At 68.1% G+C, this 20,599-nt stretch carries 23 protein-coding genes; 11 read left to right on the top strand and 12 right to left on the bottom strand.

The features are described 5' to 3' along the window. The first annotated feature begins 2 nt into the window (after positions 1-2). Complete coding sequence (locus tag FKO37_RS07855; RefSeq protein WP_240014641.1) at positions 3-902, top strand: ABC transporter ATP-binding protein; 900 nt, start codon at positions 3-5, stop codon at positions 900-902. Further along, the gene (locus tag FKO37_RS07850; RefSeq protein WP_238604100.1) at positions 899-2,077 is read left to right on the top strand and encodes an ABC transporter permease; all 1,179 of its coding nucleotides are present in this window, start codon (positions 899-901) and stop codon (positions 2,075-2,077) included. Before FKO37_RS07855 ends, FKO37_RS07850 begins: the two co-directional genes overlap by 4 nt. Before the next feature lie 59 nt (positions 2,078-2,136). On the opposite strand, the gene FKO37_RS07845 is transcribed toward FKO37_RS07850, so the two are convergent. Beyond that, a complete protein-coding gene (locus tag FKO37_RS07845; RefSeq protein WP_238604099.1) occupies positions 2,137-2,760 on the bottom strand; it encodes a class I SAM-dependent methyltransferase in 624 nt (207 codons plus the stop codon). A gap of 37 nt (positions 2,761-2,797) precedes the next feature. On the opposite strand from FKO37_RS07845, the gene FKO37_RS07840 reads away from it, so the two are divergent. Continuing rightward, positions 2,798-3,235: a MerR family transcriptional regulator gene (locus FKO37_RS07840; protein ID WP_238604098.1), complete on the top strand. Its 438-nt coding sequence runs from the start codon at positions 2,798-2,800 to the stop codon at positions 3,233-3,235. Here the strand turns inward: FKO37_RS07840 and FKO37_RS07835 are convergent. The 4 genes from FKO37_RS07835 to FKO37_RS07820 all read right to left on the bottom strand — a co-directional run bounded on the left by FKO37_RS07835 (position 3,222) and on the right by FKO37_RS07820 (position 7,736). Then, the gene (locus FKO37_RS07835; RefSeq protein WP_238604097.1) at positions 3,222-4,580 is read right to left on the bottom strand and encodes a deoxyribodipyrimidine photo-lyase; all 1,359 of its coding nucleotides are present in this window, start codon (positions 4,578-4,580) and stop codon (positions 3,222-3,224) included. The two genes, FKO37_RS07840 and FKO37_RS07835, sit on opposite strands and share 14 nt — an antisense overlap. Positions 4,581-4,643: 63 nt before the next feature. Next, a complete protein-coding gene (locus FKO37_RS07830; protein ID WP_009083788.1) occupies positions 4,644-5,960 on the bottom strand; it encodes a citrate synthase in 1,317 nt (438 codons plus the stop codon). 191 nt (positions 5,961-6,151) lie between these two features. After that, on the bottom strand, positions 6,152-7,093 hold the full coding sequence (locus FKO37_RS07825; protein WP_037819887.1) for a carbohydrate kinase: 942 nt from the start codon (positions 7,091-7,093) through the stop codon (positions 6,152-6,154). A 55-nt stretch (positions 7,094-7,148) separates the two neighbouring features. Next, positions 7,149-7,736: a TetR/AcrR family transcriptional regulator gene (locus FKO37_RS07820; protein WP_037369544.1), complete on the bottom strand. Its 588-nt coding sequence runs from the start codon at positions 7,734-7,736 to the stop codon at positions 7,149-7,151. A 102-nt stretch (positions 7,737-7,838) separates the two neighbouring features. On the opposite strand from FKO37_RS07820, the gene FKO37_RS07815 reads away from it, so the two are divergent. Further along, the gene (locus FKO37_RS07815; protein ID WP_238604096.1) at positions 7,839-8,984 is read left to right on the top strand and encodes an acyl-CoA dehydrogenase family protein; all 1,146 of its coding nucleotides are present in this window, start codon (positions 7,839-7,841) and stop codon (positions 8,982-8,984) included. On the opposite strand, the gene FKO37_RS07810 is transcribed toward FKO37_RS07815, so the two are convergent. Then, positions 8,981-9,343 (bottom strand): helix-turn-helix domain-containing protein, encoded by a 363-nt coding sequence (locus FKO37_RS07810; RefSeq protein ID WP_238604095.1) that lies wholly within the window; start codon positions 9,341-9,343, stop codon positions 8,981-8,983. The two genes, FKO37_RS07815 and FKO37_RS07810, sit on opposite strands and share 4 nt — an antisense overlap. A 67-nt stretch (positions 9,344-9,410) precedes the next feature. Here FKO37_RS07810 and FKO37_RS07805 point away from each other — a divergent pair, with 67 nt between their 5' ends. Continuing rightward, a complete protein-coding gene (locus FKO37_RS07805; RefSeq protein WP_238604094.1) occupies positions 9,411-10,235 on the top strand; it encodes an NmrA family NAD(P)-binding protein in 825 nt (274 codons plus the stop codon). A 5-nt stretch (positions 10,236-10,240) separates the two neighbouring features. After that, positions 10,241-10,816 (top strand): Uma2 family endonuclease, encoded by a 576-nt coding sequence (locus tag FKO37_RS07800; RefSeq protein ID WP_238604093.1) that lies wholly within the window; start codon positions 10,241-10,243, stop codon positions 10,814-10,816. A gap of 29 nt (positions 10,817-10,845) precedes the next feature. Here FKO37_RS07800 and FKO37_RS07795 read toward each other — a convergent pair whose 3' ends face one another. From FKO37_RS07795 to FKO37_RS07785, 3 genes are read right to left on the bottom strand one after another with little or no spacing between them, the layout of a single operon-like run. Next, a complete protein-coding gene (locus FKO37_RS07795) occupies positions 10,846-12,066 on the bottom strand; it encodes an amidohydrolase (protein ID WP_238604092.1) in 1,221 nt (406 codons plus the stop codon). 20 nt (positions 12,067-12,086) lie between these two features. Then, the gene (locus FKO37_RS07790; RefSeq protein ID WP_238604091.1) at positions 12,087-12,590 is read right to left on the bottom strand and encodes a GNAT family N-acetyltransferase; all 504 of its coding nucleotides are present in this window, start codon (positions 12,588-12,590) and stop codon (positions 12,087-12,089) included. Further along, the gene (locus FKO37_RS07785) at positions 12,557-13,462 is read right to left on the bottom strand and encodes an aldose 1-epimerase family protein (protein WP_037819903.1); all 906 of its coding nucleotides are present in this window, start codon (positions 13,460-13,462) and stop codon (positions 12,557-12,559) included. Before FKO37_RS07785 ends, FKO37_RS07790 begins: the two co-directional genes overlap by 34 nt. Positions 13,463-13,550: 88 nt before the next feature. Here FKO37_RS07785 and FKO37_RS07780 point away from each other — a divergent pair, with 88 nt between their 5' ends. From FKO37_RS07780 to FKO37_RS07765, 4 genes are read left to right on the top strand one after another with little or no spacing between them, the layout of a single operon-like run. Continuing rightward, complete coding sequence (locus FKO37_RS07780; protein WP_037819906.1) at positions 13,551-14,126, top strand: TetR/AcrR family transcriptional regulator; 576 nt, start codon at positions 13,551-13,553, stop codon at positions 14,124-14,126. After that, on the top strand, positions 14,126-14,941 hold the full coding sequence (locus FKO37_RS07775) for an MBL fold metallo-hydrolase (protein ID WP_134665361.1): 816 nt from the start codon (positions 14,126-14,128) through the stop codon (positions 14,939-14,941). Before FKO37_RS07780 ends, FKO37_RS07775 begins: the two co-directional genes overlap by 1 nt. After that, positions 14,938-15,786: an MBL fold metallo-hydrolase gene (locus tag FKO37_RS07770; RefSeq protein ID WP_238604090.1), complete on the top strand. Its 849-nt coding sequence runs from the start codon at positions 14,938-14,940 to the stop codon at positions 15,784-15,786. The genes FKO37_RS07775 and FKO37_RS07770 overlap by 4 nt, the downstream gene beginning before the upstream one ends. Positions 15,787-15,794: 8 nt before the next feature. Next, positions 15,795-16,547 (top strand): MBL fold metallo-hydrolase, encoded by a 753-nt coding sequence (locus FKO37_RS07765; protein ID WP_238604089.1) that lies wholly within the window; start codon positions 15,795-15,797, stop codon positions 16,545-16,547. Here FKO37_RS07765 and FKO37_RS07760 read toward each other — a convergent pair. Then, positions 16,534-17,259: an SDR family oxidoreductase gene (locus tag FKO37_RS07760; RefSeq protein ID WP_238604088.1), complete on the bottom strand. Its 726-nt coding sequence runs from the start codon at positions 17,257-17,259 to the stop codon at positions 16,534-16,536. The two genes, FKO37_RS07765 and FKO37_RS07760, sit on opposite strands and share 14 nt — an antisense overlap. Positions 17,260-17,346: 87 nt before the next feature. Here FKO37_RS07760 and FKO37_RS07755 point away from each other — a divergent pair, with 87 nt between their 5' ends. Continuing rightward, positions 17,347-17,910, top strand: a complete 564-nt coding sequence (locus FKO37_RS07755) for a TetR family transcriptional regulator (protein WP_238604087.1) — start codon at positions 17,347-17,349, stop codon at positions 17,908-17,910. On the opposite strand, the gene FKO37_RS07750 is transcribed toward FKO37_RS07755, so the two are convergent. Together FKO37_RS07750 and FKO37_RS07745 are read right to left on the bottom strand one after the other, a co-directional pair. Then, complete coding sequence (locus FKO37_RS07750) at positions 17,911-19,341, bottom strand: amino acid permease (RefSeq protein WP_238604086.1); 1,431 nt, start codon at positions 19,339-19,341, stop codon at positions 17,911-17,913. 9 nt (positions 19,342-19,350) lie between these two features. Further along, positions 19,351-20,493 (bottom strand): aminotransferase class V-fold PLP-dependent enzyme, encoded by a 1,143-nt coding sequence (locus FKO37_RS07745; protein WP_238604085.1) that lies wholly within the window; start codon positions 20,491-20,493, stop codon positions 19,351-19,353. Between the last annotated feature and the right edge of the window lie 106 nt (positions 20,494-20,599).

The following is a 20,599-nucleotide window of genomic DNA, read 5'->3' as shown; positions in this document are numbered from 1 at the left end:
CGCTGGAGATCGACCGGATCAGCAAGCGGTTCGGCACGAAAACCGCGCTGGACGGCGTGAGTTTCGCCGCGGCGCCCGGCGAGCTGTTCGGGTTCGTCGGCAGCAACGGGGCGGGCAAGACCACCACGATGCGGATCGCGCTCGGCGTGCTGGCCGCCGATTCCGGCGAGGTGCGGTTCGCCGGGCGGCCGGTCACGCACGACACCCGCGCGCAGATCGGGTACATGCCCGAAGAGCGCGGTCTGTACCCGAAAATGAAGGTCATCGACCAGCTCGTCTACCTCGCCGAACTGCACGGCCTCAGCACCAACGACGCACACCGCGCCGCCGAGTTGTGGATCGCGCGGCTTGGGCTCGGGCCGCGGCGCAAGGACGACATCCATAAGCTCAGCCTCGGCAATCAGCAGCGCGTACAGCTCGCCGCCGCGCTGGTGCACGACCCGGCGCTGCTCGTGCTCGACGAACCGTTTTCCGGTCTCGACCCGCTCGCCGTCGACGTGCTGAGCGGCGTGTTGCGCGAGAAGGCGGCGACGGGTGTGCCGGTGGTGTTTTCCAGCCATCAGCTCGACCTCGTGGAGCGGCTGTGCGACCGGGTCGGCATCATCCGCGACGGCCGGATGGTCGCGGTCGGCACCGTGGACGAGCTGACCCGCGACGCCGCGCGCCGGTTGGTGGTCACCGCACCCAGCGCCAATCCTGGTTGGGCGACAACGGTTCCCGGTGCCCGCGTGGTCGAGAACCGCGGCAGTACGACGGTGCTGGAGCTGTCGCCGAGCGCCGACGACCAGGCCGTGCTCGCCGCCGCGCTGGCTACCGGCCCGGTGACGGAATTCAGCCACCGCCGCCGTACGCTGGCCGAGCTGTTCCGCGATTCCGTCGCCACGCCGGGAGCACCTCGATGAACCGGATCCGTCCCACCCGCGCGGTGCGGCTGGTGGCCAAACGGGAACTCAACGCGCGGCTGCGCACCCGGTCCTTTGTGGTCAGCACCGCGGTGATGCTGTTGCTGCTGCTGGGTTACGTCACGCTGCAGGTGTTCCTCGCCCACGACCGGTCGACCACGAAAGTCGCGCTCGCCGGGCAAGCGCAGGGCATCGCCACGCAACTGGAGAACAACGACCGGAACCTCAAGATCGTCCTCGTACAGTCCGAATCGGACGGACTCACCCAGGTCCGCGACGGCGACGTCGACGCGCTCGTGTCCGGCAGCGCCTCCCGGCCAAGGGTGACCGTGAAGTCCACTTTGGACTCGAAGCTGCGGACGGCGCTGGACGCCATCGCACAGCAACAGGTCCTGGACGCTCAGCTGTACTCCGCGAACCTCGACCCCGCCGCCGTGCACCAGGCCGTGTCCGCCACCCACGCCGACGTCCAGGCTCTCGAACCGGCCGATCCGCAGGCCGGGACGAAACTCGTGACCGGGATCGTGGTCGCGATTCTGTTGTACGTCAGCATCATGACGTATGGAATGTTCGTCGCGCAGGGCGTGGTCGAGGAGAAATCCAGCCGCGTGGTGGAGATCCTGCTCGCGACGGTCCGGCCGGTGCATTTGCTGCTGGGCAAGGTCATCGGGCTCGGCTTGGTCGGGTTGGCCCAGCTCGCGATCCTCGCCGTGGCGGGTTTGGTGGCAGGCGGCGCTTCCGGAGTCTTCTCGATTTCGAGCGTCGCGTTGGGGACGCTGGGCTGGGGACTCGTCTGGTATCTGCTGGGCTTCCTCCTCTACGCCATGCTGTACGGCGCGGCTGGTGCTCTCGTGTCCCGCCAGGAGGACACGCAGGCCGTCGTCGGGCCGGTGAATATCGCGTTGGTCATCGGCTTTGTCGCGGGGATCAACCTGCTGACGCAAGCACCGCAGGGGGCAGCGACGCGGATCGTGTCGCTGATCCCGTTGCTGTCGCCGGTTCTGATGCCCGCCCGGATCGCGCTCGGCACGGTCGAGGCTTGGGAAATCGCGCTGTCGCTGGTGCTGACTGTCGCGCTGATCGCGGTGGTCACCTGGGTGGGGGCGCGCGTCTACCGGAATGGGGTACTTCGCGTGGGCAGCCGGGTGCGGCTGGTTGACGCGTTGCGCCGTTAGGACCCGTGGAGAGTCCCGCGGCCAAGGAGGACCGGATGAGTTCGATCCGGCGGACGTGCTCAGTCAGACACTGCCAGTACGCAAACGACTGGTGGATCCAAGTCGAGCATTTCGGTGCGGAGCCGGGAAAAGCCAGCCTCCGCGAGTACTCCGGTCAACTCCTCGACCACCGCGGCCGACGTGACACCAGGCTGCCGTGGTTGAGATACCAGTGCGATGCGCCCGCCAGGACGCAACAACCGGGCCAGTTCTCGCAGCCGGGCGACCGGCTCCGGCCACATGCCCATCGTGTTGACGGCCAACGCGGCGTCGAACAACCCCTCGCCGAACGCCAGATTCTCGACCGAAGCGCACATCAAACGCACCCGCCCGGCCCGGACTGCCGACCAGTTTCGGTGCCGTGCTTGCCGAATCATCACCGACGAGTGGTCGACGCCGACCACCAGCGCCGCCCGGTCCGCCAGTGCGGCAACGGCCACGCCCGGACCACAGCCGAGTTCGAGAACCCGTTCGGACGGCTGGATGTCGAGCAACCGCACCGCCCACCGATTGCGCGTCACATTCGACGACCGCCGTCCCATGATCAATCCGGCGACGTGTCCCGGAATCCCGGTCGGCCGGTGAAACTGCGCGATCCCGCCACGCGGGCCCCACCAGCGCAGAGCGCGCTCCAAAACGTTCATGGGGCGAGCGAACCACTTCGAGTACGCTTGAAGTCAAATGACTGCCACCCTGTCCATCGGCGAACTGGCCGAGCGCACCGGCGTGCCGACGAGCGCGCTGCGTTACTACGACGAACTCGGTCTCGTGCGCCCGGCGGAACGGGAAGCGGGCCGGCGGCGTTACGCCGAGTCCGCGGTCAAGGACGTCGGCGTGCTGCTGTTCTTCCAGGAAATCGGCTTCACGCTGTCCGAAATCGGCCGTTTCCTCACCGGAGAACAGCCGGGTCGGCAGGAAATGATCGACGGCAAACTCGCCGAACTGGCCGAGCAGCAACGCCGCATCGAGGTCGCCCGCGCCGCGCTCGAACACGGGCGGCACTGTCCGGCCAGCGATCCGCTGAAGTGCCCGCGATTCTGGACGATCATCGAGGAACGGCAACGCGGCCTGTCGCTGGCGGAAAGCCACGAACGGGCACACGACACTAAGACCCCGTAATCGCCCCGTACCGCTGCAACGCGACCTGCCGCTCCTCGGCGTGGTCCACGATCGGCTCCGGATACTCCTCCGGCCGCTCCTTCAGCACGTGCACCGCTTTCCCTTCCACCCCACGCAATTCCGGCACGTACCGGCGCACATAATCGCCCTGCGGGTCGAATTTCTGGCCCTGCGTGGTCGGATTGAAGATCCGGAAATAGGGCGCGGCGTCCGTCCCGGAACCGGCGACCCATTGCCAGTTCAGTTGATTCGACGCCAGATCGCCGTCCACCAGATGTTTCATGAAGTGCCGCGCGCCCCACCACCACGGCAGATGCAGGTCCTTCACCAGGAAACTCGCCACGATCATCCGGACCCGGTTGTGCATCCAGCCCTCGGCCAGCAGCTGCCGCATTCCGGCGTCGACGATCGGGTAGCCGGTCCGGCCTTCGCACCACAGCGCGAACATCTCCCGCGCGGTTTTCCCGGTGTCGTAACGCATTCCGTCGAACCGCCGGTCGTAGTTCTGCCGCGCGGTTTCCGGGCGATTCCACAGGACGTCGGCGTGGAACTCGCGCCAGCACAGTTCGGACCGCAACGCCTGCGCGCCCTCGGATCGGTTCCCGGCCAGGTCGGCCAGCATCGTCCGCGGATGGATCGCACCCCAGCGCAGGTAGGGCGAAATCCTGGTGGTGCCAGCATGATCCGGACGATCGCGTTCGGTCGCGTAATCCGCGAGGCCGTCGGAAAGGAACTCCTGCCACACCGCCGACGCGGCGTCCTCCCCCGCTGGCGGAAGCTCGCACTCCACCTCCGGAGTTTCCGGCAAAGGATCCGAAGAAGAAGGCTTGACCCAGTCCACAATAGACACATCGGTGTCCGCCGGACGAGGCCAGCCGTGCTGCGCCCAAGCGCGGTAGAACGGAGTGAACACCCGATACGGGGTCCCGTCCGGCTTCGTGACCCGCCCCGGTGTCACGGCATACGGAGAACCTGTCGGCACCCACTGAATTCGATGCTCTGCCAAGGCTTCAGCCACGGCATCGTCACGCTCGCGTCCGTATGGTGCGGTATCCGCGGAGACATGCACCGCCGCCGCGCGGATCTCCCGTGCCGCGGCCACGACCTCCCGCACCGGATCGCCGTAGCGCACCATCAGCCGGCCGGACAACGCTTTGTCCAGCTCCCGCAAGGAATTCAGCAGGAACGCGACCCGCGGCGAACCGGCTGGTTCGAGGAGCCGGTCGTCCAGCACGTACAGCGCCAGAATGTGCTTGCTGTGCTTGGCCGCCTCGAACAGCGCGGCGTGGTCCCGCACCCGGAGATCCCGGCGGAACCACAGCACGACCGGCGCTTCCATCGTCATGCCGCACAACGATAAACGCCCCGCCGCGCAACAGCACGGCGGGGCGTTTCACCAAGCAGCGGCTCAGCGCTCCGACATCGGGGTGTAGTCCCGGGAGGCGTAGCCGGTGTAGATCTGGCGCGGGCGGCCGATCTTCGTCTGCGGGTCGTTGATCATCTCGCGCCAGTGCGCGATCCAGCCGGGGAGCCGGCCGAGCGCGAACAGCACGGTGAAGAACTTCGTCGGGAACCCGAGCGCGCGGTAGATCAGACCGGTGTAGAAGTCCACGTTCGGGTACAGCTTGCGCTCGACGAAGTAGTCGTCGGAAAGGGCGGTTTCCTCGAGCTTCTTGGCGATGTCGAGCAGCTGGTCGCCGCCCTTGAGCTTGCCGAGGATCTCGTCCGCGGTGTTCTTGATGATCTTCGCGCGCGGGTCGTAGTTCTTGTAGACCCGGTGCCCGAAGCCCATGAGCTTGACACCTTTTTCCTTGTTCTTCACGCGGTTGACGAACGTCGCGACATCGCCGCCGTCGTCGCGGATGCCCTCGAGCATCTCCAGCACCGCCGCGTTCGCACCGCCGTGCAGCGGGCCGAACAGCGCGTTGATGCCCGCCGAGATGCTGGCGAACAGGTTCGCCTCGGACGAGCCGACGAGCCGCACCGTGGAGGTGGAGCAGTTCTGCTCGTGGTCGGCGTGCAGGATGAACAGCAGGTCGAGCGCCTTCGCGACGTCCGGGTCGACCTCGTACGGCTCGGCAGGGAAGCCGAACGTCATCCGCAGGAAGTTCTCGACCAGGCCCAGCGAGTTGTCCGGGTACAGCAGCGGCTGGCCGACGGACTTCTTGTACGCGTACGCCGCGAGCGTCGGCACCTTCGCCAGCAGGCGGATGGTGGACAGCTCGACGTTGGGCTCGTCGAACGGGTTCAGCGAGTCCTGGTAGAAGGTCGACAGCGCGGAAACGGCGCTGGACAGCACCGGCATCGGGTGCGCGTCGCGCGGGAAGCCGGAGAAGAACGCCTTGAGGTCCTCGTGCAGCAGGGTGTGCCGCTGGATCCGCTCGGTGAAGTCGGCCAGCTGGGCCTCGGTCGGCAGCTCGCCGTAGATGAGCAGGTAGGACACCTCGATGAAGGTGGACTTCTCCGCCAGCTGCTCGATCGGGTAGCCGCGGTAGCGCAGGATGCCCGCATCACCGTCGATGTAGGTGATGGCCGACGACGCGGCGCCGGTGTTGACGAACCCGGGGTCGTAGGTGATGTACCCCGTCTGCGCCAGCAGCTTTCCCAGCTCGATCCCCGGCGCGCCCTCGACCGGGTTGACGACCTTGAACTCGTGCTCGCCACTCGGCAGGCGCAGCGTCGCGGTTTCGCCGCCGGACTGCCCCGCATTCGTCGCGTCGGACATGCAGGTCCCTCTCACGTTGGGCACGGGACGGCGGCGCCTGCAAGGTTCCGCAGTAGCCACGTGTTCACGCGAGGAAACACGCGCCTCGCTGCACACCGCCCCGCTGGGTATGAATTCACCACTACGCTAGTCGAAGGGTGGGTCAGTCCGCACTCGCTGCGTTGCCCCAAAAGGCCCCATTGGGACCAGGTTCACACGGTGGCCGCCATATCCGCGGCGGTCGGCGGCTCCGCTCCGCTGCGGGAGACCGTGATCGACGCCGCTTTCGCCGCATAAGCAAGCGCTTCGGTCCACGCGCCGGCGTCGAGTGCGGCCAGGTCGCGCACGGTGCGCTCGTGCAGCCAGGCGAGCAACGCGCCCTGCACGGTGTCGCCGGCGCCGATCGTGTCCGCGACCTCGACCTTGCGGGACGGAACGTGTGCCAGCTCACCAGCCGAAGTGATCACAGACAAGCCGTCCGCGCCCCGGGTGAGCACGACGGCGTCCACACCGGACTCCACCCACGTTTTCGCGGCGGCCACCGGGTCGGCCCCCTCGGCGAGCCACGCGGCGTCGTCGTCAGAGATTTTCAACAGCCGCACGTCGGGCAGCCACGAGGCGAAACGCGCGCGATAGGCCGCCGGGTCGGCGATGAGCGCCTCCCGGATGTTCGGGTCGAGCACGGTCAGGGTCCCACGCGCGGATTCGCGGCGCAGAATCTGCTCGTACGCGCTCGCGCCGGGTTCGAGCACCATGCCGAGCGTTCCGAGCGACAGCGCGGTGGTTTCTTCCGGCAGCGCGCCGGGATCGGAAACCAGCCGATCGGCGGTTCCCTCGACGTAGAAGGTGTATTGCGCGGCGCCGCGTTCGTCGAGCGCGACGACGGCGAGCGTCGTCGGCTCGTTGCCGCGCTGCAGCAAGGAAGTGTCGACGTTCGAAGCGGTAAGGCGATTCGCCAACGCGACGCCGAACCGGTCGGTGGAAATCCGGGACAGGAACGACGCGGGAACGCCGAGCCGGGCCGCGGCGAGCGCGACGTTGTATGGACCACCGCCGAGCCGGGGCAGCAGCGCGCGCAGCCCACCGTCCACAGTGGAATCCAACGGTTCGCCAGGAACGAGGTCGACCAGCGCCTCTCCACCCACCACGATCACAAGCGGCGAGTGTAGAGGAACGGGCGCTGACAATTCCTGTCCCGATGCGGACAAATCAGTTCTTGTCGAGCCCGCCGAGCAGAAGTTCGCCGAGCGCGGTGAAAGCTTCCGCGTCGGACACGTCGGTGCGCCTGCCGAGCACGCCGGTCTGAATGCCCTCGATGATCAGTCCGGTCATTTCGGCCACGAGCCGCGCGTGCACGTCGCGGAACACTCCGTCGGCGACGCCCTTGTCGATGAACGCGCGGATCCGGCGCGCGGCGGCGCGGCTGTTGAGCTGATAGGTGTCGCGGGCGGGCGCGAAGGCGGCGATGTCGGCCATGAACTCCGGCGACGCCCGGTTCAGGTGCTCGGAGACACCGGAGAGGTACTCGCCGATCAGCTCGCGCGCGTCGTCGATGCCCGCGATCCGCTTTTCCAGGCGTTCGGCGGCGTCGCGGAAGAAGTGCGCGACGACCTTGACCGCGAGCTGCTCCTTGCTCGGCGCGAGCGCGTACAGCGTCGATTTCGAGCAGCGGAGCCGGGCGGCCAGGTCGTCGAGCGTGAAGCCGGCGAAGCCCTCCGCCAGGAACAACGCCTCGAGCTCGCGCAGCAGCGCCTGCTGCCGCGCGGTGGGCCGGCGACGGGCTTCAGGGGTGGACATCACGTCACTATCTCCTACCGATCAGGGACAGTCCCGCTCCGGATACGGTACTCTCAATCATCCGTCAGTACTGTTTTCAGTACCGCCGCCTGGGAGGAAGCCATGCCGGTCGACCGTCTGCTGCCGACGCCGGAGTCCGAAGACCTGCTCGCACTCGTCACGGAAATCGCCCGTGACGAGCTGAAACCGCGTGCTTCGGCCGACGAGGAGGCCGAGAAGTTCCCGCGCGACCTGTTCACCCTGATGGGCAAGTCCGGACTGCTGGGCCTGCCGTACCCGGAGCGCTGGGGCGGTGCCGAGCAGCCGTACGAGGTCTATCTGCAGGCGCTCGAGGAGATCGCCGCCGCGTGGATGAGCGTGGGCGTCGGGCTGTCGGTGCACACGATGTCCTGCTACGCGCTCGCGCACTACGGCACGGAAGAACAGCAGGACCGCTGGATGCCGGACATGCTGGGCGGCTCGCTGCTCGGCGCGTACGCCCTGTCGGAAACGCACGCCGGCTCGGACGCGGCCGCGCTGTCCACCCGCGCGCGGCTTTCCGAGGACGAGTACGTCGTCAACGGCACGAAAGCGTGGATCACCCACGCCGGAGTGGCGGACTTCTACACCACGATGGTCCGCACGAGCGACGACGGCGGGCACGGCATCTCCTGCCTGCTTGTCGACTCGTCGACTCCGGGCCTGTCGGCGGCTCCGCGCGAACGGAAAATGGGCCTCACCGGGTCCCCGACGGCGCAGATGCTGTTCGAGGACGCCCGGGTCCCGGCCGACCGGCTGATCGGCGGCGAGGGTGCCGGCCTGAAGATCGCGCTGTCGTCGCTCAGCTCGGGACGGCTCGGGATCGCCGCGTGCGCGGTGGGCCTGGCGCAGGCGGCCCTGGACGAGGCCGTGGAGTATGCGAAGGGCCGCACGCAGTTCGGCCGCCCGATCGCGGATTTCCAGGGCTTGGAGTTCCTGCTGGCGGACATGGCGGCGACGGTCGAGTCGGCCCGCGCAACCTACCTGGACGCCGCTCGCCGCCGCGACCGCGGCCTGGACTTCCAGCGGCATTCGTCGATCGCGAAGCTGGTGGCGACGGACGGCGCGATGAAGGTGACGACGGACGCGGTCCAGGTCCTCGGCGGTGCCGGGTACACGCGGGACTTCCCGGTGGAGCGGTACATGCGGGAGGCGAAGGTGCCGCAGATCTTCGAGGGGACGAACCAGATCCAGCGGATGGTGATCGCGCGTTCCCTGAAGAACGCCTAGTCTTTTCTGTCGTCATAAGCCACGCGGGCGGCCTGCACGCGGCCCGCGTTGGCTTTCGACCAGTCGGCGATCGCACTGGTCAAGGCCCCGACGTCCCGGCCCAGATCGGTCAGCGCGTACTCCACGCGCGGCGGGATCGTCGGGTAGATCGTGCGGGTGACCATTCCGTCGCGTTCGAGGTTGCGCAGCACATGGGTGAGCGATTTCTGTGTCACGCCTTCGACGCCGCGGCGCAGTTCGGTGAACCGCAGCGGGCGTTCGTACTGGCGGAGGAGACCGAGGACGTAGAGCGTCCACTTGTTCGCCAGCACGTCCATCACGGTGCGCGAGGGACACGCTTTCGCATACTTGGTATCCATTGGGTACCTATGGTTCGTTGAGGTGCCTTCTTCACAGACGATACTGGCGGCGAGCAGTCTTGGTCGCATGATCTTGGTTACCGGTGCCACCGGAAAAATCGGCAGCGAAGTCGTCCGCCTGCTCGGACCTGTCCGGACGCTCGTCCGCACCCCTTCGGGCGGGGCCGATGAGGTGGTCGGCGATTTCGACCGGCCGGACACCCCCGACGCGGCACTGCGCGGGGTCGACACCCTCGTGCTGATCGGGCCCGCGGTGGCGTCGCAGCTGACGGTGCTCGACCGCGCGGCCGCGAACGGAGTGCGGCACGTCGTGCGGGTCACCAACCACAAGGCTGTTGACGATTCGCCAGTCGCCCGGCGGCGGGAGCACGCGCGGATTGACGCGCACCTCAAGGCGTCCGGGATGGAGTACACGCTGCTGGCGCCGAACTTCTTTATGCAGAATCTGCTCGCCCTCGCACCGGAGATCGCGGCGACGGGCGGCTTTTCTTCGTCCGTGGGCGATGGCCGGATCGGAATGATCGACGCCCGAGACGTCGCCGCCGCGGCTGCCACGATCGCGACGGCCCCGGCGGAGCATGCCGGGCGGACGTATCTGCTGACTGGGCCGGAGTTGGTCACGTTCGCCGACGTGGCCCGGGAGTGGGCTGCGGTTACCGGCCGCCCGGTGGAGTACCGGCGGATTTCGGCTGCGGAGCACCAGGCGGTGATGGAGTCGAACGGGGTGCCGGAGGCGGGGTCGAATGCGCAGGTCTTCGAGCTGCTGGCGGCCGGGGACGGGGCTTGGCTGAGCGACGATTTCGCCGCGGTGACCGGGGGTTCGCCGCGGGGGTTGGGGGCGTTCCTGGCGGACTGTGTTGGCGGAAAGTGTCGTACCCCTCGCTTACCGTGAGCGGCATGGACACCAGGACACTTCCGCGGCAGTTGCTCTCGATCAAGGAATACCTCGCGCTCGGCGAGGTCGAGCCGGGATTCACCGAACTCGTCGAAGGCCGTCTGGTCTTCTCTCCGTCGCCGGGCGCATGGCACAACCACGCGACGTACGCGCTCGCCTTCCAACTGCATGATCAGCTGCCGGACGAGTTTTCCGTGGTGCCACGCGTGGATATCGATCTAGGGCTCGCGCCGGACGGGGCACCAGGTTTTTCCCGGTGCCCCGATCTCCTGGTCACCACGTCGGCCGCGATCGCCCGGACTCCCGAGGAGGACGCACTCCGCGCCGAAGACCTCGTCTTGGTGGTCGAGGTCGCGACGCCGGGGTCGAAACGCACCGACTACGTCACGAAGCACAAGGAGTACTCCGACGCCGGAATCCCGTTCTACTGGATCCTCGACCTCGACGACCCGGTCTCCCTTGTCGCCTGCCACCAGGCCGGGGAACTCGGCTATCGGAACTCCCCCGCCGTCACGGGGAAATTCCGCACCGCCGAGCCGTTCCCGTTCGAGCTGGACCTCGCCGCACTGCTCGATTGAGGCGGCCGACCAGGCCGCCTCAACCAACCTCAGCGAGCTTCCCGGTACCGCCGATCCGCCGAAACGCCCTCGCCGGTCGTCTCGTCGAAGTGGTAGACCTCCTGGCCCCGCACGAACACCCGCATCGCGCGGTTCATCACGTCCAGCGGGTCGCCGGACCACAGCACCACGTCCGCGTCCAGGCCGGGGGTCAGGGTGCCGATCCGGTCGTCCAGGCCGAGCATCTGCGCCGGGTGCAGGGTCAATGCCTTCAGCGCGGTCTCCGGGTCCAGGCCGTCCTTCACCGCCAGTGCGGCTTGGTACACCAGGAAGTTGATCGGGATGACCGGGTGGTCCGTGGTGATCGCGATCTTCACCCCGGCGCGCGCGAGGATTCCGGCCGAGCGCAGGGTGCGGTTGCGCAGTTCCACCTTGGACTTCGTGGTGAAGAGCGGGCCGAGGATCACCGGGACGTCGCGTTCGGCCAGCAGGTCCGCGATCAGGTGGCCTTCGGTGCCGTGGTTGATCACCAGTTTGTAGCCGAATTCGTCGGCCAGCCGGATCGCGGTCACCATGTCGTCGGCGCGGTGCACGTGCTGGTCCCAGTACAGCTCGCCGTCGAGGACCTTCGCCAGGGTTTCGTTCGTCAGGTCCGTTTCGAACGGTTTGCCCTCGGACCGCGTGTGCTCGCGCTTTTCCTGATAGTTGCGGGCCTTCGTGAACGCCTCGCGCAGGATCGCGGCCACCCCGAGCCTGGTCGAGGGCGTGACCTTCTTCTCCCCGTAAACCCGCTTCGGGTTCTCGCCCAGCGCGCTCTTCACGCTCACCTGCTCGGCGAACACCATGTCCAGAATGGACCGGCCCCACGTCTTCACGCCGATGGTCTGCCCGCCGATCGGGTTGCCCGACCCCGGCTTGATCACCACGCTCGTGACGCCGCCCGCCAGCGCGTCGTCGAAGCCCGGTTCGTACGGGTCGATCCCGTCGATCGCACGGAAGCGGGCGCCGTTCGGGTCGGTCATTTCGTTGGTGTCGTTGCCCGCCCAGCCCTCGCCGTCCTCGTGGACGCCGAGGTGCGCGTGCGCGTCGATGAACCCCGGCAAGACCCAGCTGCCGGACGCGTCCACCAGTTCCGCGTCCTCCGGCACCTCGACGTCGGCCTCAGCCCCGACGTGGGTGATCCGGCCGTCTTCGATGAGCACAGTGCCGCCCTCGATCGGAGCGGCGCCGACGGGGACCACATAGCCCCCGACAATCGCCTTGTAAGCCATAGTTTGACACGCTAACGAACTCACCCGGGTTCGCGCATCCGGGGTTTTTCCAGGTGCACCAACTGATAGTCCGCCTCCGGCGACCGATGCGTCTCGCGGTAACCGAGCTTTCGGTACAAATAGAGCGGCCCGGCCGAACGTTCGCCGGTGAACAGCCGGAACACCGTCACCTCCGCCGGGGTCGCCTCCTCCGCGGCCGCCAGCAGCGCGGTGCCGAGTCCCTCGCCCTGACGATCCGGCGCCACCACGAGCCTGCCGATCTCGCCGACCGGGCCGGCCACTCGCATCCGCACGCTCGCCACCAGCCTGCCGCCGTCGCGGAATCCCCAGACCGTGATCGACGGGTCCGCGATGGCCGCGCGCACGTCGTCGAGGGTGTCCAGCAACGGCGGCAGGTCGAAGTTCTGGTGCGCCCGCGCCTCGGTGAGGTACGCGGCCTGCTGCAAGGTCAGCAGCTCGCCCGCGGCGGCCTCGGGCAGCAGTTCGAGTTTCACGGGACCCGGATCCCCCAGCTGCCCGTCCACGACGTGGCCGGTTCCAGTTCGATCAGGTCGGTGCCGGTGTTGAGCGCGTCCGCCGGGCAGGTCATCGGCTCGATCGCCACCGCGCGGCCGCGGCCGACCAGGTCGTCCGGCGTGAACACCTGCACCCAGCGGAAGTCCGGACCGGTCCAGACCACCAGCTGGCGGTCGCCGTGGGACAGCACGTAGTGGTGGGTGCCGTCCGCGGCAAGTTCCAGCCCGCCGAACGCGGTGTCCAGGTCGACGCCTTCGAGCAGCTTGCCCTGCCGGAAGTCGTATTCGGTGCCCTCGACGTCCTGCTCGTCCGCGTACGGCATCTGCTGATCGCCCTCGTACGGCCGGACGCGCGTGGCAGGCAGCGTGAGGGCCAGCTCGTCGGTCGGCGCGTCGCCGATCCGGAAGTACGGGTGGGTGCCGACGCCGACGCCGATCGGCTTCTCCCCTTCGTTGCGGATTTCGTGGGTGATCACGAGCTCGCGCGGCTGCAGGTCGTAGGTGATCGTCGCGCGCAGCGGCACCGGCCAGCCGGGCTGGACCTCGACGTCGATGGCGAGCGTGATCGACGTTTCGGCGTGCTCCAGCAGCTCCCACTCCTGGTGCCGGGTCAGGCCGTGGATGGCGTTGCCGCGCGCTTCCTCGGTGATCTCCAGCTGCTGCTCTTCGCCCTCGAACTCCCACTTGCCGCCCTTGGTGCGGTTCGGCCACGGCAGCAGCACCTGGCCGAGCCCCTTCGGCGGCTTCTCGTCCTCGGCGAACGTCTCGACATACGGCACTCCGCTGATCTCGAACGCGCGCAGTCCGGCACCGATCTCGGTGATGACGGCGCGCGCGTTGCCGCGGGTGATCTCGAACTGCTCTCCGGTGGGGTTCGCCATGGCGCTGAGATTACCGATCGGCCGCGCCGCGCGGGCACGCCTCGAAACTAACTAGACCGGTCGTCATAGTTTGAGCTACGGTAGGCGCATGGTCAACCGCACCGACACGCGCCGCCGGATGCTCGAATCGGCGGCTGAGCTGTTTCGCACCCAGGGCTACCACGCCACCGGGATGACCCAGCTCGTGTCCGAAAGCCGGGCCCCGAAGGGCTCGCTGTACTTCCATTTCCCCGGCGGCAAGGAACAACTGGCCGCCGAGGCGGTACAGCTTTCCGGGGAGCGGCTGGCCGGGCAGTTCCGCGAAATCACCGCTGGCGCACCGGATCCGGCCACTGCCATCGATCTCATCGTCACCGCACTCGCCACCTCACTGTCCGAATCGGACTATCGCTGCGGCTGTCCCATCGCGACTGTCGCGTTGGAAGCCGCCGACAGCGAGCCAATCCGCGCCGCCTGCGACCAGGGTTACGAAGGCTGGCTGCGGGATATCTCCGCCTACTTCACCTCGCACGGCCTCGCCGAGGACCGTGCCGCTTCGCTGGCGACGATCGTGCTGTCCGCGATCGAAGGCGCGCTGCTGCTCGCGCGCACTCGGCGGGATACCGCGCCGCTGCAGGCCGTCGCCGCTCACCTGCACACCACCGTCGAACGGGAGTTCGCCTAATGCGTGTACACCACTTCAACTGCGGCACCATGCGTCCGATCGGCGGCAAGCTGGTCGACGGAAAACCCGGGCTGCTGCGCCGCGCCACCCTCGTGTGCCATTGCATGCTGGTCGAAACCGGCACCGGACTGACCCTCATCGAGACCGGAATGGGTTCGCCCACCGTCACCGACGCCGCGCGCTGGCTCGGCCCGCGCTTCCTGCGCACGTCGAATCCGATGACGGACGAAAGCGAAACCGCGCTGAGCCGCATCCGCGCGCTGGGCTTCGACCCGGCCGACGTCCGCGACATCGTCCTCACCCACCTCGACCTCGACCACGCCGGTGGGCTCGTCGACTTCCCGCAGGCGCGCGTGCACGTCTACGGCAAGGAACTCGACGCCTACCGCGCCGGAAACCCGCGGTACCGCGACGTCCAGTTCCGGCACGGTCCACAGTGGAAGTCCTATTCGGACGCTGGCGACAGCTGGTTCGGCCTCGACGCGGTCCGCGAGCTGGACGGGGTCGAGGGCGTCGCGCTCGTGCCGCTCGCCGGGCACACCGTCGGACACGCCGGGGTGGCTGTCGACACCGGGTCCGGCTGGGTGCTCAACGCGGGTGATTCGTATTTCTTCCACCGGGAGATCGACGCCGAGCCCTATTGCCCGCCTGGATTGGCTATGTTCGAACGGCGGGTCCAGACGCTGCCCGGGCCCCGGCGCGAGAACCAGCGCCGGTTGCGCGAGCTGCGCCGGGACCACGCCGACGAGGTGACCGTGTTCGCCTCGCACGACCTGACCGATTTCGTCCGGCTCAGCGAGAGGAGCACGGTATGAAGGTGCACCACCTCAACTGCGGCACGATGCGTCCGCTCGGCGGCAAGGCGCTCGACGGCCGCCCCGGGATGCTGCGGCGCAGCACGATCGTGGCGCACTGCCTGCTCGTGGAGACCGCCGACGCGCTCGTGCTGGTCGACACCGGGTTCGGCACTCGCGGAGTCACCGAATCGCGGCGCTGGCTCGGCGGTCCGTTCATGGCGATGGTCGGGGCGAAGCCGACCATGGAGGAAACCGCGGTGGCGCAGATCCGCGCGCTGGGCCACGATCCCGCCGACGTCCGGCACATCGTGATGACCCACCTCGACGTCGACCACGCCGGCGGGCTCGCCGATTTCCCCGACGCCACCGTGCATGTCCGCACCACCGAACGTCGCGCCGCGGACAACCCGAAGAGTTTCCCGGAGAAAACGCGGTACCGGGCCGAGCAATTCGCGCACAGTCCACTGTGGAGCACCTACGACGAGGCCGGCGAAAACTGGTTCGGCTTCGACGCGGTGCGGCCGCTGCGCGGTCTGCCGCCGGAAATCCTGCTCGTCCCGCTTCCCGGCCACACGCACGGGCACTCCGGCGTCGCAGTCGACACCGGCGACGGCTGGCTCCTGCACGCCGGCGACGCGTACTTCTTCCACGGCGAAGTCGCCCCGGTCAGCCCGCATTGCCCGCCCGGCATGCGCGCGTTCGAGGTGATCAACCAGATGGACGGCTCCGCTCGCCGCGCCAACCTCGCCCGGCTGCAGACCCTCGCCCGCGAACACCAGGACGAGATCTCGGTGTTCAGCGCGCACAGCCCGGTCGAATTCCAGGCACTGCGCCGGAATACCGCGCAACCGTCCGCGAGTTGACTACCCGCATGACGCGCATCCGGTACGTCGGCGGCCCGACCGCCCTCATCGAGTACGGCGGGACCCGCCTGCTCACCGATCCGACCTTCGACGGCCCCGGCGATTACCCGATCGGTGCCCGGAAGCTGGCGAAAACCGCTGGTCCCGCGGTCACCGCGGCGGAGGTCGGCGAGGTGGCCGCGGTGCTGCTTTCGCACGACCACCACCCGGACAACCTGGACGCGGCGGGGCGGGAGTACGCCCTCGCCGCCCCGCTCGTCCTGTCCACCGCCTCGGCGAGGGAACGAATCGGCGACCCCGTTCGGGCGCTGGCGAACTGGGAGTCGTACGACCTCGGCGGCGTCCGCGTCACCGGAGTGCCCGCGCAGCACGGGCCCGACGGCAGCGAGCATCTCGTCGGCGAGGTCACCGGTTTCGTGCTCGAAAGCGAGGGCCAGCCGACCGTTTACGTCAGCGGGGACAACGCTTCCCTCGACGTGGTGCGGCAGATCGCCGAGCGCTTCGAGCGGATCGACATCGCCGTCCTGTTCGCGGGCGGAGCGCAAACTCCGCTGGTCGGCGACGCGTACCTCACGCTGCCCAGCGACGACGCGGCTGAGGCGGCCCGGATCCTGAACGCGCGTCAGGTCGTCCCGCTGCACTTCGAGCATTGGGCGCATTTCACCCAGGGCCCGGACACTCTCCGACCGGCTTTCGCGCAGGCCGGGCTCGAAGAGCGGCTGCATCTGCTCAAGCCAGGAGATCAGGTCAGCTTCCAGTAAGCACGAACCCTCCGTCGACGGTGATCACCGCACCGGTGACGAAACGGTTCTCCATCAGGTACACGTTGGTCGCCGCGACCTGCTCCGCCTCGCCGACCGATTTGGTCAGCGTTCGTTCCGTGAACGCGGCGACCATCGCGTCCAACTGCGGTTGCGGAAGGCCGTCCCACATCGGCGTGTGGACCGGCCCCGGGCGGACCGTGTTGACCCGCACCGGGGCCAGGTCGACGGCGAGGCCGCGCGCCAGCCCCTCGACCGCGCCGACGGAACCGGCCGCGAGCGCCGCACCGGGTGTCGGGCGGACGCCGATGATCCCGGACGTCAGCACGATCGAACCGCCCGGGCGGATCCGCGGCGCGGCGTGCTTCACCGCACTGACGACACCCCAGAAACGGACGTAAAACAGGCTCTGCACGGTCTCGAGAGGCAGCTCTGTCCAAGGCCGTTGATCCAGCGTGTCACCCGCGGTGTACACGAGATGGTCCAGCGAGCCGACGTGCTCGAACAGAGCCGCGACGTTCGCTTCGTCGCGTACGTCGGTGACGAATCCTTCGCAGGTATCCGGCAATTCGGCGAGCGCCGCGTCCAGCCGTTCCTTGCCGCTCGCCGCGATCGTGACGGCCGCGCCCGCTTCCGCGGCGGCCTGAGCGGTCGCCAATCCCATTCCCGAGCTGCCGCCGATGACGACAACCCGCTGGTCAAGCAAAGACATGAGGGTTCCTTCCGGAGCGTGATGACTCAGTGAGACATCAACAGTAGCAGTGATGACCCACTGTGTCATCACTGCTAAGATGGCTGCATGCCGCGCTGGGATCCCGAAGCCAAGGAGCGGCTCCGCGCGGCCGCGCTGGAGCTGTTCGCCGAGCACGGCTACGACAACGCCACGGTCACGCAGATCACCGAGCGCGCCGGGCTGACCCGCCGGACGTTCTCGCGCTACTTCGCCGACAAGCGCGACGTGCTGTTCGCCGGGTCGGAGCGACTCCCGGCCGCGATGGCCGACGCGGTCCGACGCGCCGACCCTGCCCTGCCGCCGTTCCAGGCGGTATTGGCCGCGATGGTCGACGCTGGCGATTTGTTCGCGGGCCTGGTTTCGCATGCCGCGCAACGCCGGGCGATCGTCGCGTCCAGCCCGGAGCTGCAGGAACGCGAGCGGACGAAACTCGCGGCTGTCACCACCGCGGTCGTCGAAGCACTGCAGGAACGCGGGGCGACCGAATCGAGCGCGAAGATGCTCGCGCAGGTCGGTATCGCGATCTTTCAAACCGCGTTCGAGCGATGGACCGAACAGCCCGATGGCCCGAATTTTGCCGAACAGGCGCGGAAGGCGGCCGACGAACTCGCCGCCCACCTCGCCCCGTGATCAGGCTTTCTCGCGTACCAGCGTCGAATCTTCCAATTCCACTTCCGCGGCTTGCTTCGTCCGTCCGGTCATTCGCAGCACCAGGTAGGCCACCACGAGCAGGACGAAGAACGGGATCCCGAACTTCCACGCCGGGTCAAGCCCTTCGATCCAGAACGTCGAAATCAGTACGGTGGCAAGGAAAGCGATCACCACGACGTTCACCACCGGCGCACCCCACAATCGCACTGGCGACGGCGGCAGCCCGGCGCGGCGACGGCGGATCCGGAACGCCAGGTGCGTCACCAGAATGATCATCCACACCACGAGCGCGGCGAAGATCGAAATGCCGAACAGCACGAGATACGCGTTGGAATCGGAATTCTTGGACAGGATGGTCGCGATCACCAGTCCTGCGGTAGACAGCACGAGTGCGTTGCGCGGCACTCCAGAACGCGTCAGCCGTCCGGCCCAGGCCGGGGCGAATCGGTGCTCGGCAAGGGAATGCAGCATGCGCGTGGTGAGATAAAGGTTGGTGTTCGCGCTCGACAAAGCGGCGGTCAGGACCACGAAGTTCATGATCGTTGCCGCCGCCGGAACGCCGGCAGCCTGGAAGACGCGGACAAACGGGCTGGCCGTAATGGACCCGCCTTCGCCGGTGACCGTCCACGGCACCACCAGCACGACGATGAGCATCGCGGCGACGTAGAAGATCGCCAGCCGCACCACCATGGCCCGGGCCGCGCGCGGAATGTCGCGAGTCGGGTTTTCCGATTCGGCCGCGGTCACCGAAACCACCTCGGTGCCGATGTAGCTGAACAGCACGAACACCATGGCCAGCAACAGTCCGGACACGCCGTTCGGCAGGAATCCGCCGCCCGCGCTGAGATTCGCGATACCGGGCGCGGGCGCCTTCGGCAGGCCGAAGAAGACGAGAATCAGACCGAGTGCGACGAACACGAGGATCGCGCACACCTTGATCATCGCGAACCAGTACTCGAACTCGCCGAAAATGTGCACCGCCGCGCCGTTGACGACGATCACCAGCAGCGAGAACACCGCGACCGGAACCCACAGCGGAATCTGCGGCCACCAGAACTGGACGTACACGCCGGCCGCGATCGTCTCGCCGCCGATCGCGATCACTTGCATCGCCCAATACGCCCAGCGCACCACGAATCCGCTGCCCGCGCCGAGATACTTGTGCGCGATGCTGCCGAACGCGCCCGCGGCCGGGTGCACCACCACCATTTCCGCCAGCGCCCAGGAAATCGCCAGCGCGACCAGTCCACAAAGGACGTAGGCGAGCACCACGGCCGGTCCCGCGTGCGAGATCGCCAGGCTCGATCCGAGGAACAGGCCGGTGCCGATGGCCCCGCCGATTCCGATCATCGTCAACTGCCTGCTGCGCAGCCTCCGCTGCAACCGGTTCGGGGACGGGGACTCGGCCATGTCTGCTCCCTACTGGCTCGCCCGGTACTCGGCGATCGCCGCGACGACGGCGTCGAGGTCGGACTCGACGTTGTAGTAGTGCAAGGACATCCGCAGCACGTCGCCGCGGGCACTGCACACGATCCGCCGCCCGGCGAGGAACGCCGCCAGCGCGTCGGGATCCCGGTCCGCCAAGGCGACGAGCGGACCGCGCCGCGCGTCGTCCAGCGGGGACCGGAGCTGTTCCCCAGCGTCGAGCAACCGCTGCTGCAGCTGCCCGGTCAACAGTCCAATGTGGTCACGGACCCGGTGCGCGTCCACCTGGTGCACCAGCTTCAGCCCGGCGACCGCGCCGTACGCGGACGGGATCGACGGCGTCCCGGTCTCGAAGCGGCGCGCGTGCTCGGGGTAGTCGAGGTGCCGCGGGTCGAATTCGAACGGGTTCGTGCGGCCGAACCAGCCGGTCAGCGGCGGGGAAACCGCGTCGCGCAAGCCTGGCCGGACGTAGAGGAACGCGATCCCGGAGATGCCGAGCAGGTATTTCAGACTGCCGCTGACGAGGTAGTCGCAGCCGAGTTCGGTCACGTCGACCGGCTCGACGCCGAGCCCCTGATACGCGTCGACAAAGCTCCGCGCGCCGTTTTCCCGGGCCAGCGCGGCGACTTCGCGCACCGGGAAACGCAAACCGTTGGCGTAGCTGACCAACGGAACGGACACCAGTCGCGTCCGCTCGGTGATGAGCGCGGCGTAATCCTCGGTGTCGACCAGCCCGTCGTGGTGCGCGACGAACTGAACGTCCGCGCCGCGCCCCTGCTGAGCGAGCCAAACATGGCCCAGCGAAGGGAATTCGAGGTCGGTCGTGACAATTCCCGGCTGTTCCGACCACGCCTGGGTGGACGCGACCTGGTACGCGCCTTCGGACGCGGACGGCACCACGGCGATGTCGTCCGGGTCCGCGCCGATCAGCTGGGCGAACAAGGCCCGCGCCTCGGCGACCTTCGCCATCCACTTGTCCCACGGCGCCCCGTGCTCGCGGATCGTGTGCTGGAACTCGAAAAGCTCCGCGGTCAGCGCGTCCGACAGCGCGCCCTGGCTGCAGCTCGCGAGGTGCACCGAGTCGGCGAAGGCGGGGAAATGCGCCCGGAAAGCGGCTGGGCTGGGCTGGTCGGTCACGACACTCCGTTCCTTGACTGGCGGGCGACCGGTCCGTTCGCCACCGTAACGGCGCGAGCACCGTGCGTCGATGCTCCGTCTGGCTCCAGACGCCCTGGTCGGGGCT

Origin of the sequence: Amycolatopsis sp. Poz14 (assembly GCF_006704225.1) — a bacterium.
Taxonomy (GTDB): Bacteria; Actinomycetota; Actinomycetes; order Mycobacteriales; family Pseudonocardiaceae; genus Amycolatopsis; species Amycolatopsis nivea.
This window is presented reverse-complemented; position numbering and strand designations above follow the sequence as displayed.

Coding starts and splice junctions, on each gene's coding strand:
- FKO37_RS07775 (WP_134665361.1), top strand. CDS start 14,126: ATGCGTGTACACCACTTCAACTGCGGCACCATGCGTCCGATCGGCGGC.
- FKO37_RS07820 (WP_037369544.1), bottom strand. CDS start 7,736: ATGTCCACCCCTGAAGCCCGTCGCCGGCCCACCGCGCGGCAGCAGGCG.
- FKO37_RS07770 (WP_238604090.1), top strand. CDS start 14,938: ATGAAGGTGCACCACCTCAACTGCGGCACGATGCGTCCGCTCGGCGGC.
- FKO37_RS07800 (WP_238604093.1), top strand. CDS start 10,241: ATGGACACCAGGACACTTCCGCGGCAGTTGCTCTCGATCAAGGAATAC.
- FKO37_RS07780 (WP_037819906.1), top strand. CDS start 13,551: ATGGTCAACCGCACCGACACGCGCCGCCGGATGCTCGAATCGGCGGCT.
- FKO37_RS07815 (WP_238604096.1), top strand. CDS start 7,839: ATGCCGGTCGACCGTCTGCTGCCGACGCCGGAGTCCGAAGACCTGCTC.
- FKO37_RS07750 (WP_238604086.1), bottom strand. CDS start 19,341: ATGGCCGAGTCCCCGTCCCCGAACCGGTTGCAGCGGAGGCTGCGCAGC.
- FKO37_RS07765 (WP_238604089.1), top strand. CDS start 15,795: ATGACGCGCATCCGGTACGTCGGCGGCCCGACCGCCCTCATCGAGTAC.
- FKO37_RS07840 (WP_238604098.1), top strand. CDS start 2,798: ATGACTGCCACCCTGTCCATCGGCGAACTGGCCGAGCGCACCGGCGTG.
- FKO37_RS07760 (WP_238604088.1), bottom strand. CDS start 17,259: ATGTCTTTGCTTGACCAGCGGGTTGTCGTCATCGGCGGCAGCTCGGGA.
- FKO37_RS07835 (WP_238604097.1), bottom strand. CDS start 4,580: ATGACGATGGAAGCGCCGGTCGTGCTGTGGTTCCGCCGGGATCTCCGG.
- FKO37_RS07795 (WP_238604092.1), bottom strand. CDS start 12,066: ATGGCTTACAAGGCGATTGTCGGGGGCTATGTGGTCCCCGTCGGCGCC.
- FKO37_RS07785 (WP_037819903.1), bottom strand. CDS start 13,462: ATGGCGAACCCCACCGGAGAGCAGTTCGAGATCACCCGCGGCAACGCG.
- FKO37_RS07845 (WP_238604099.1), bottom strand. CDS start 2,760: ATGAACGTTTTGGAGCGCGCTCTGCGCTGGTGGGGCCCGCGTGGCGGG.
- FKO37_RS07810 (WP_238604095.1), bottom strand. CDS start 9,343: ATGGATACCAAGTATGCGAAAGCGTGTCCCTCGCGCACCGTGATGGAC.
- FKO37_RS07830 (WP_009083788.1), bottom strand. CDS start 5,960: ATGTCCGACGCGACGAATGCGGGGCAGTCCGGCGGCGAAACCGCGACG.
- FKO37_RS07755 (WP_238604087.1), top strand. CDS start 17,347: ATGCCGCGCTGGGATCCCGAAGCCAAGGAGCGGCTCCGCGCGGCCGCG.
- FKO37_RS07805 (WP_238604094.1), top strand. CDS start 9,411: ATGATCTTGGTTACCGGTGCCACCGGAAAAATCGGCAGCGAAGTCGTC.
- FKO37_RS07850 (WP_238604100.1), top strand. CDS start 899: ATGAACCGGATCCGTCCCACCCGCGCGGTGCGGCTGGTGGCCAAACGG.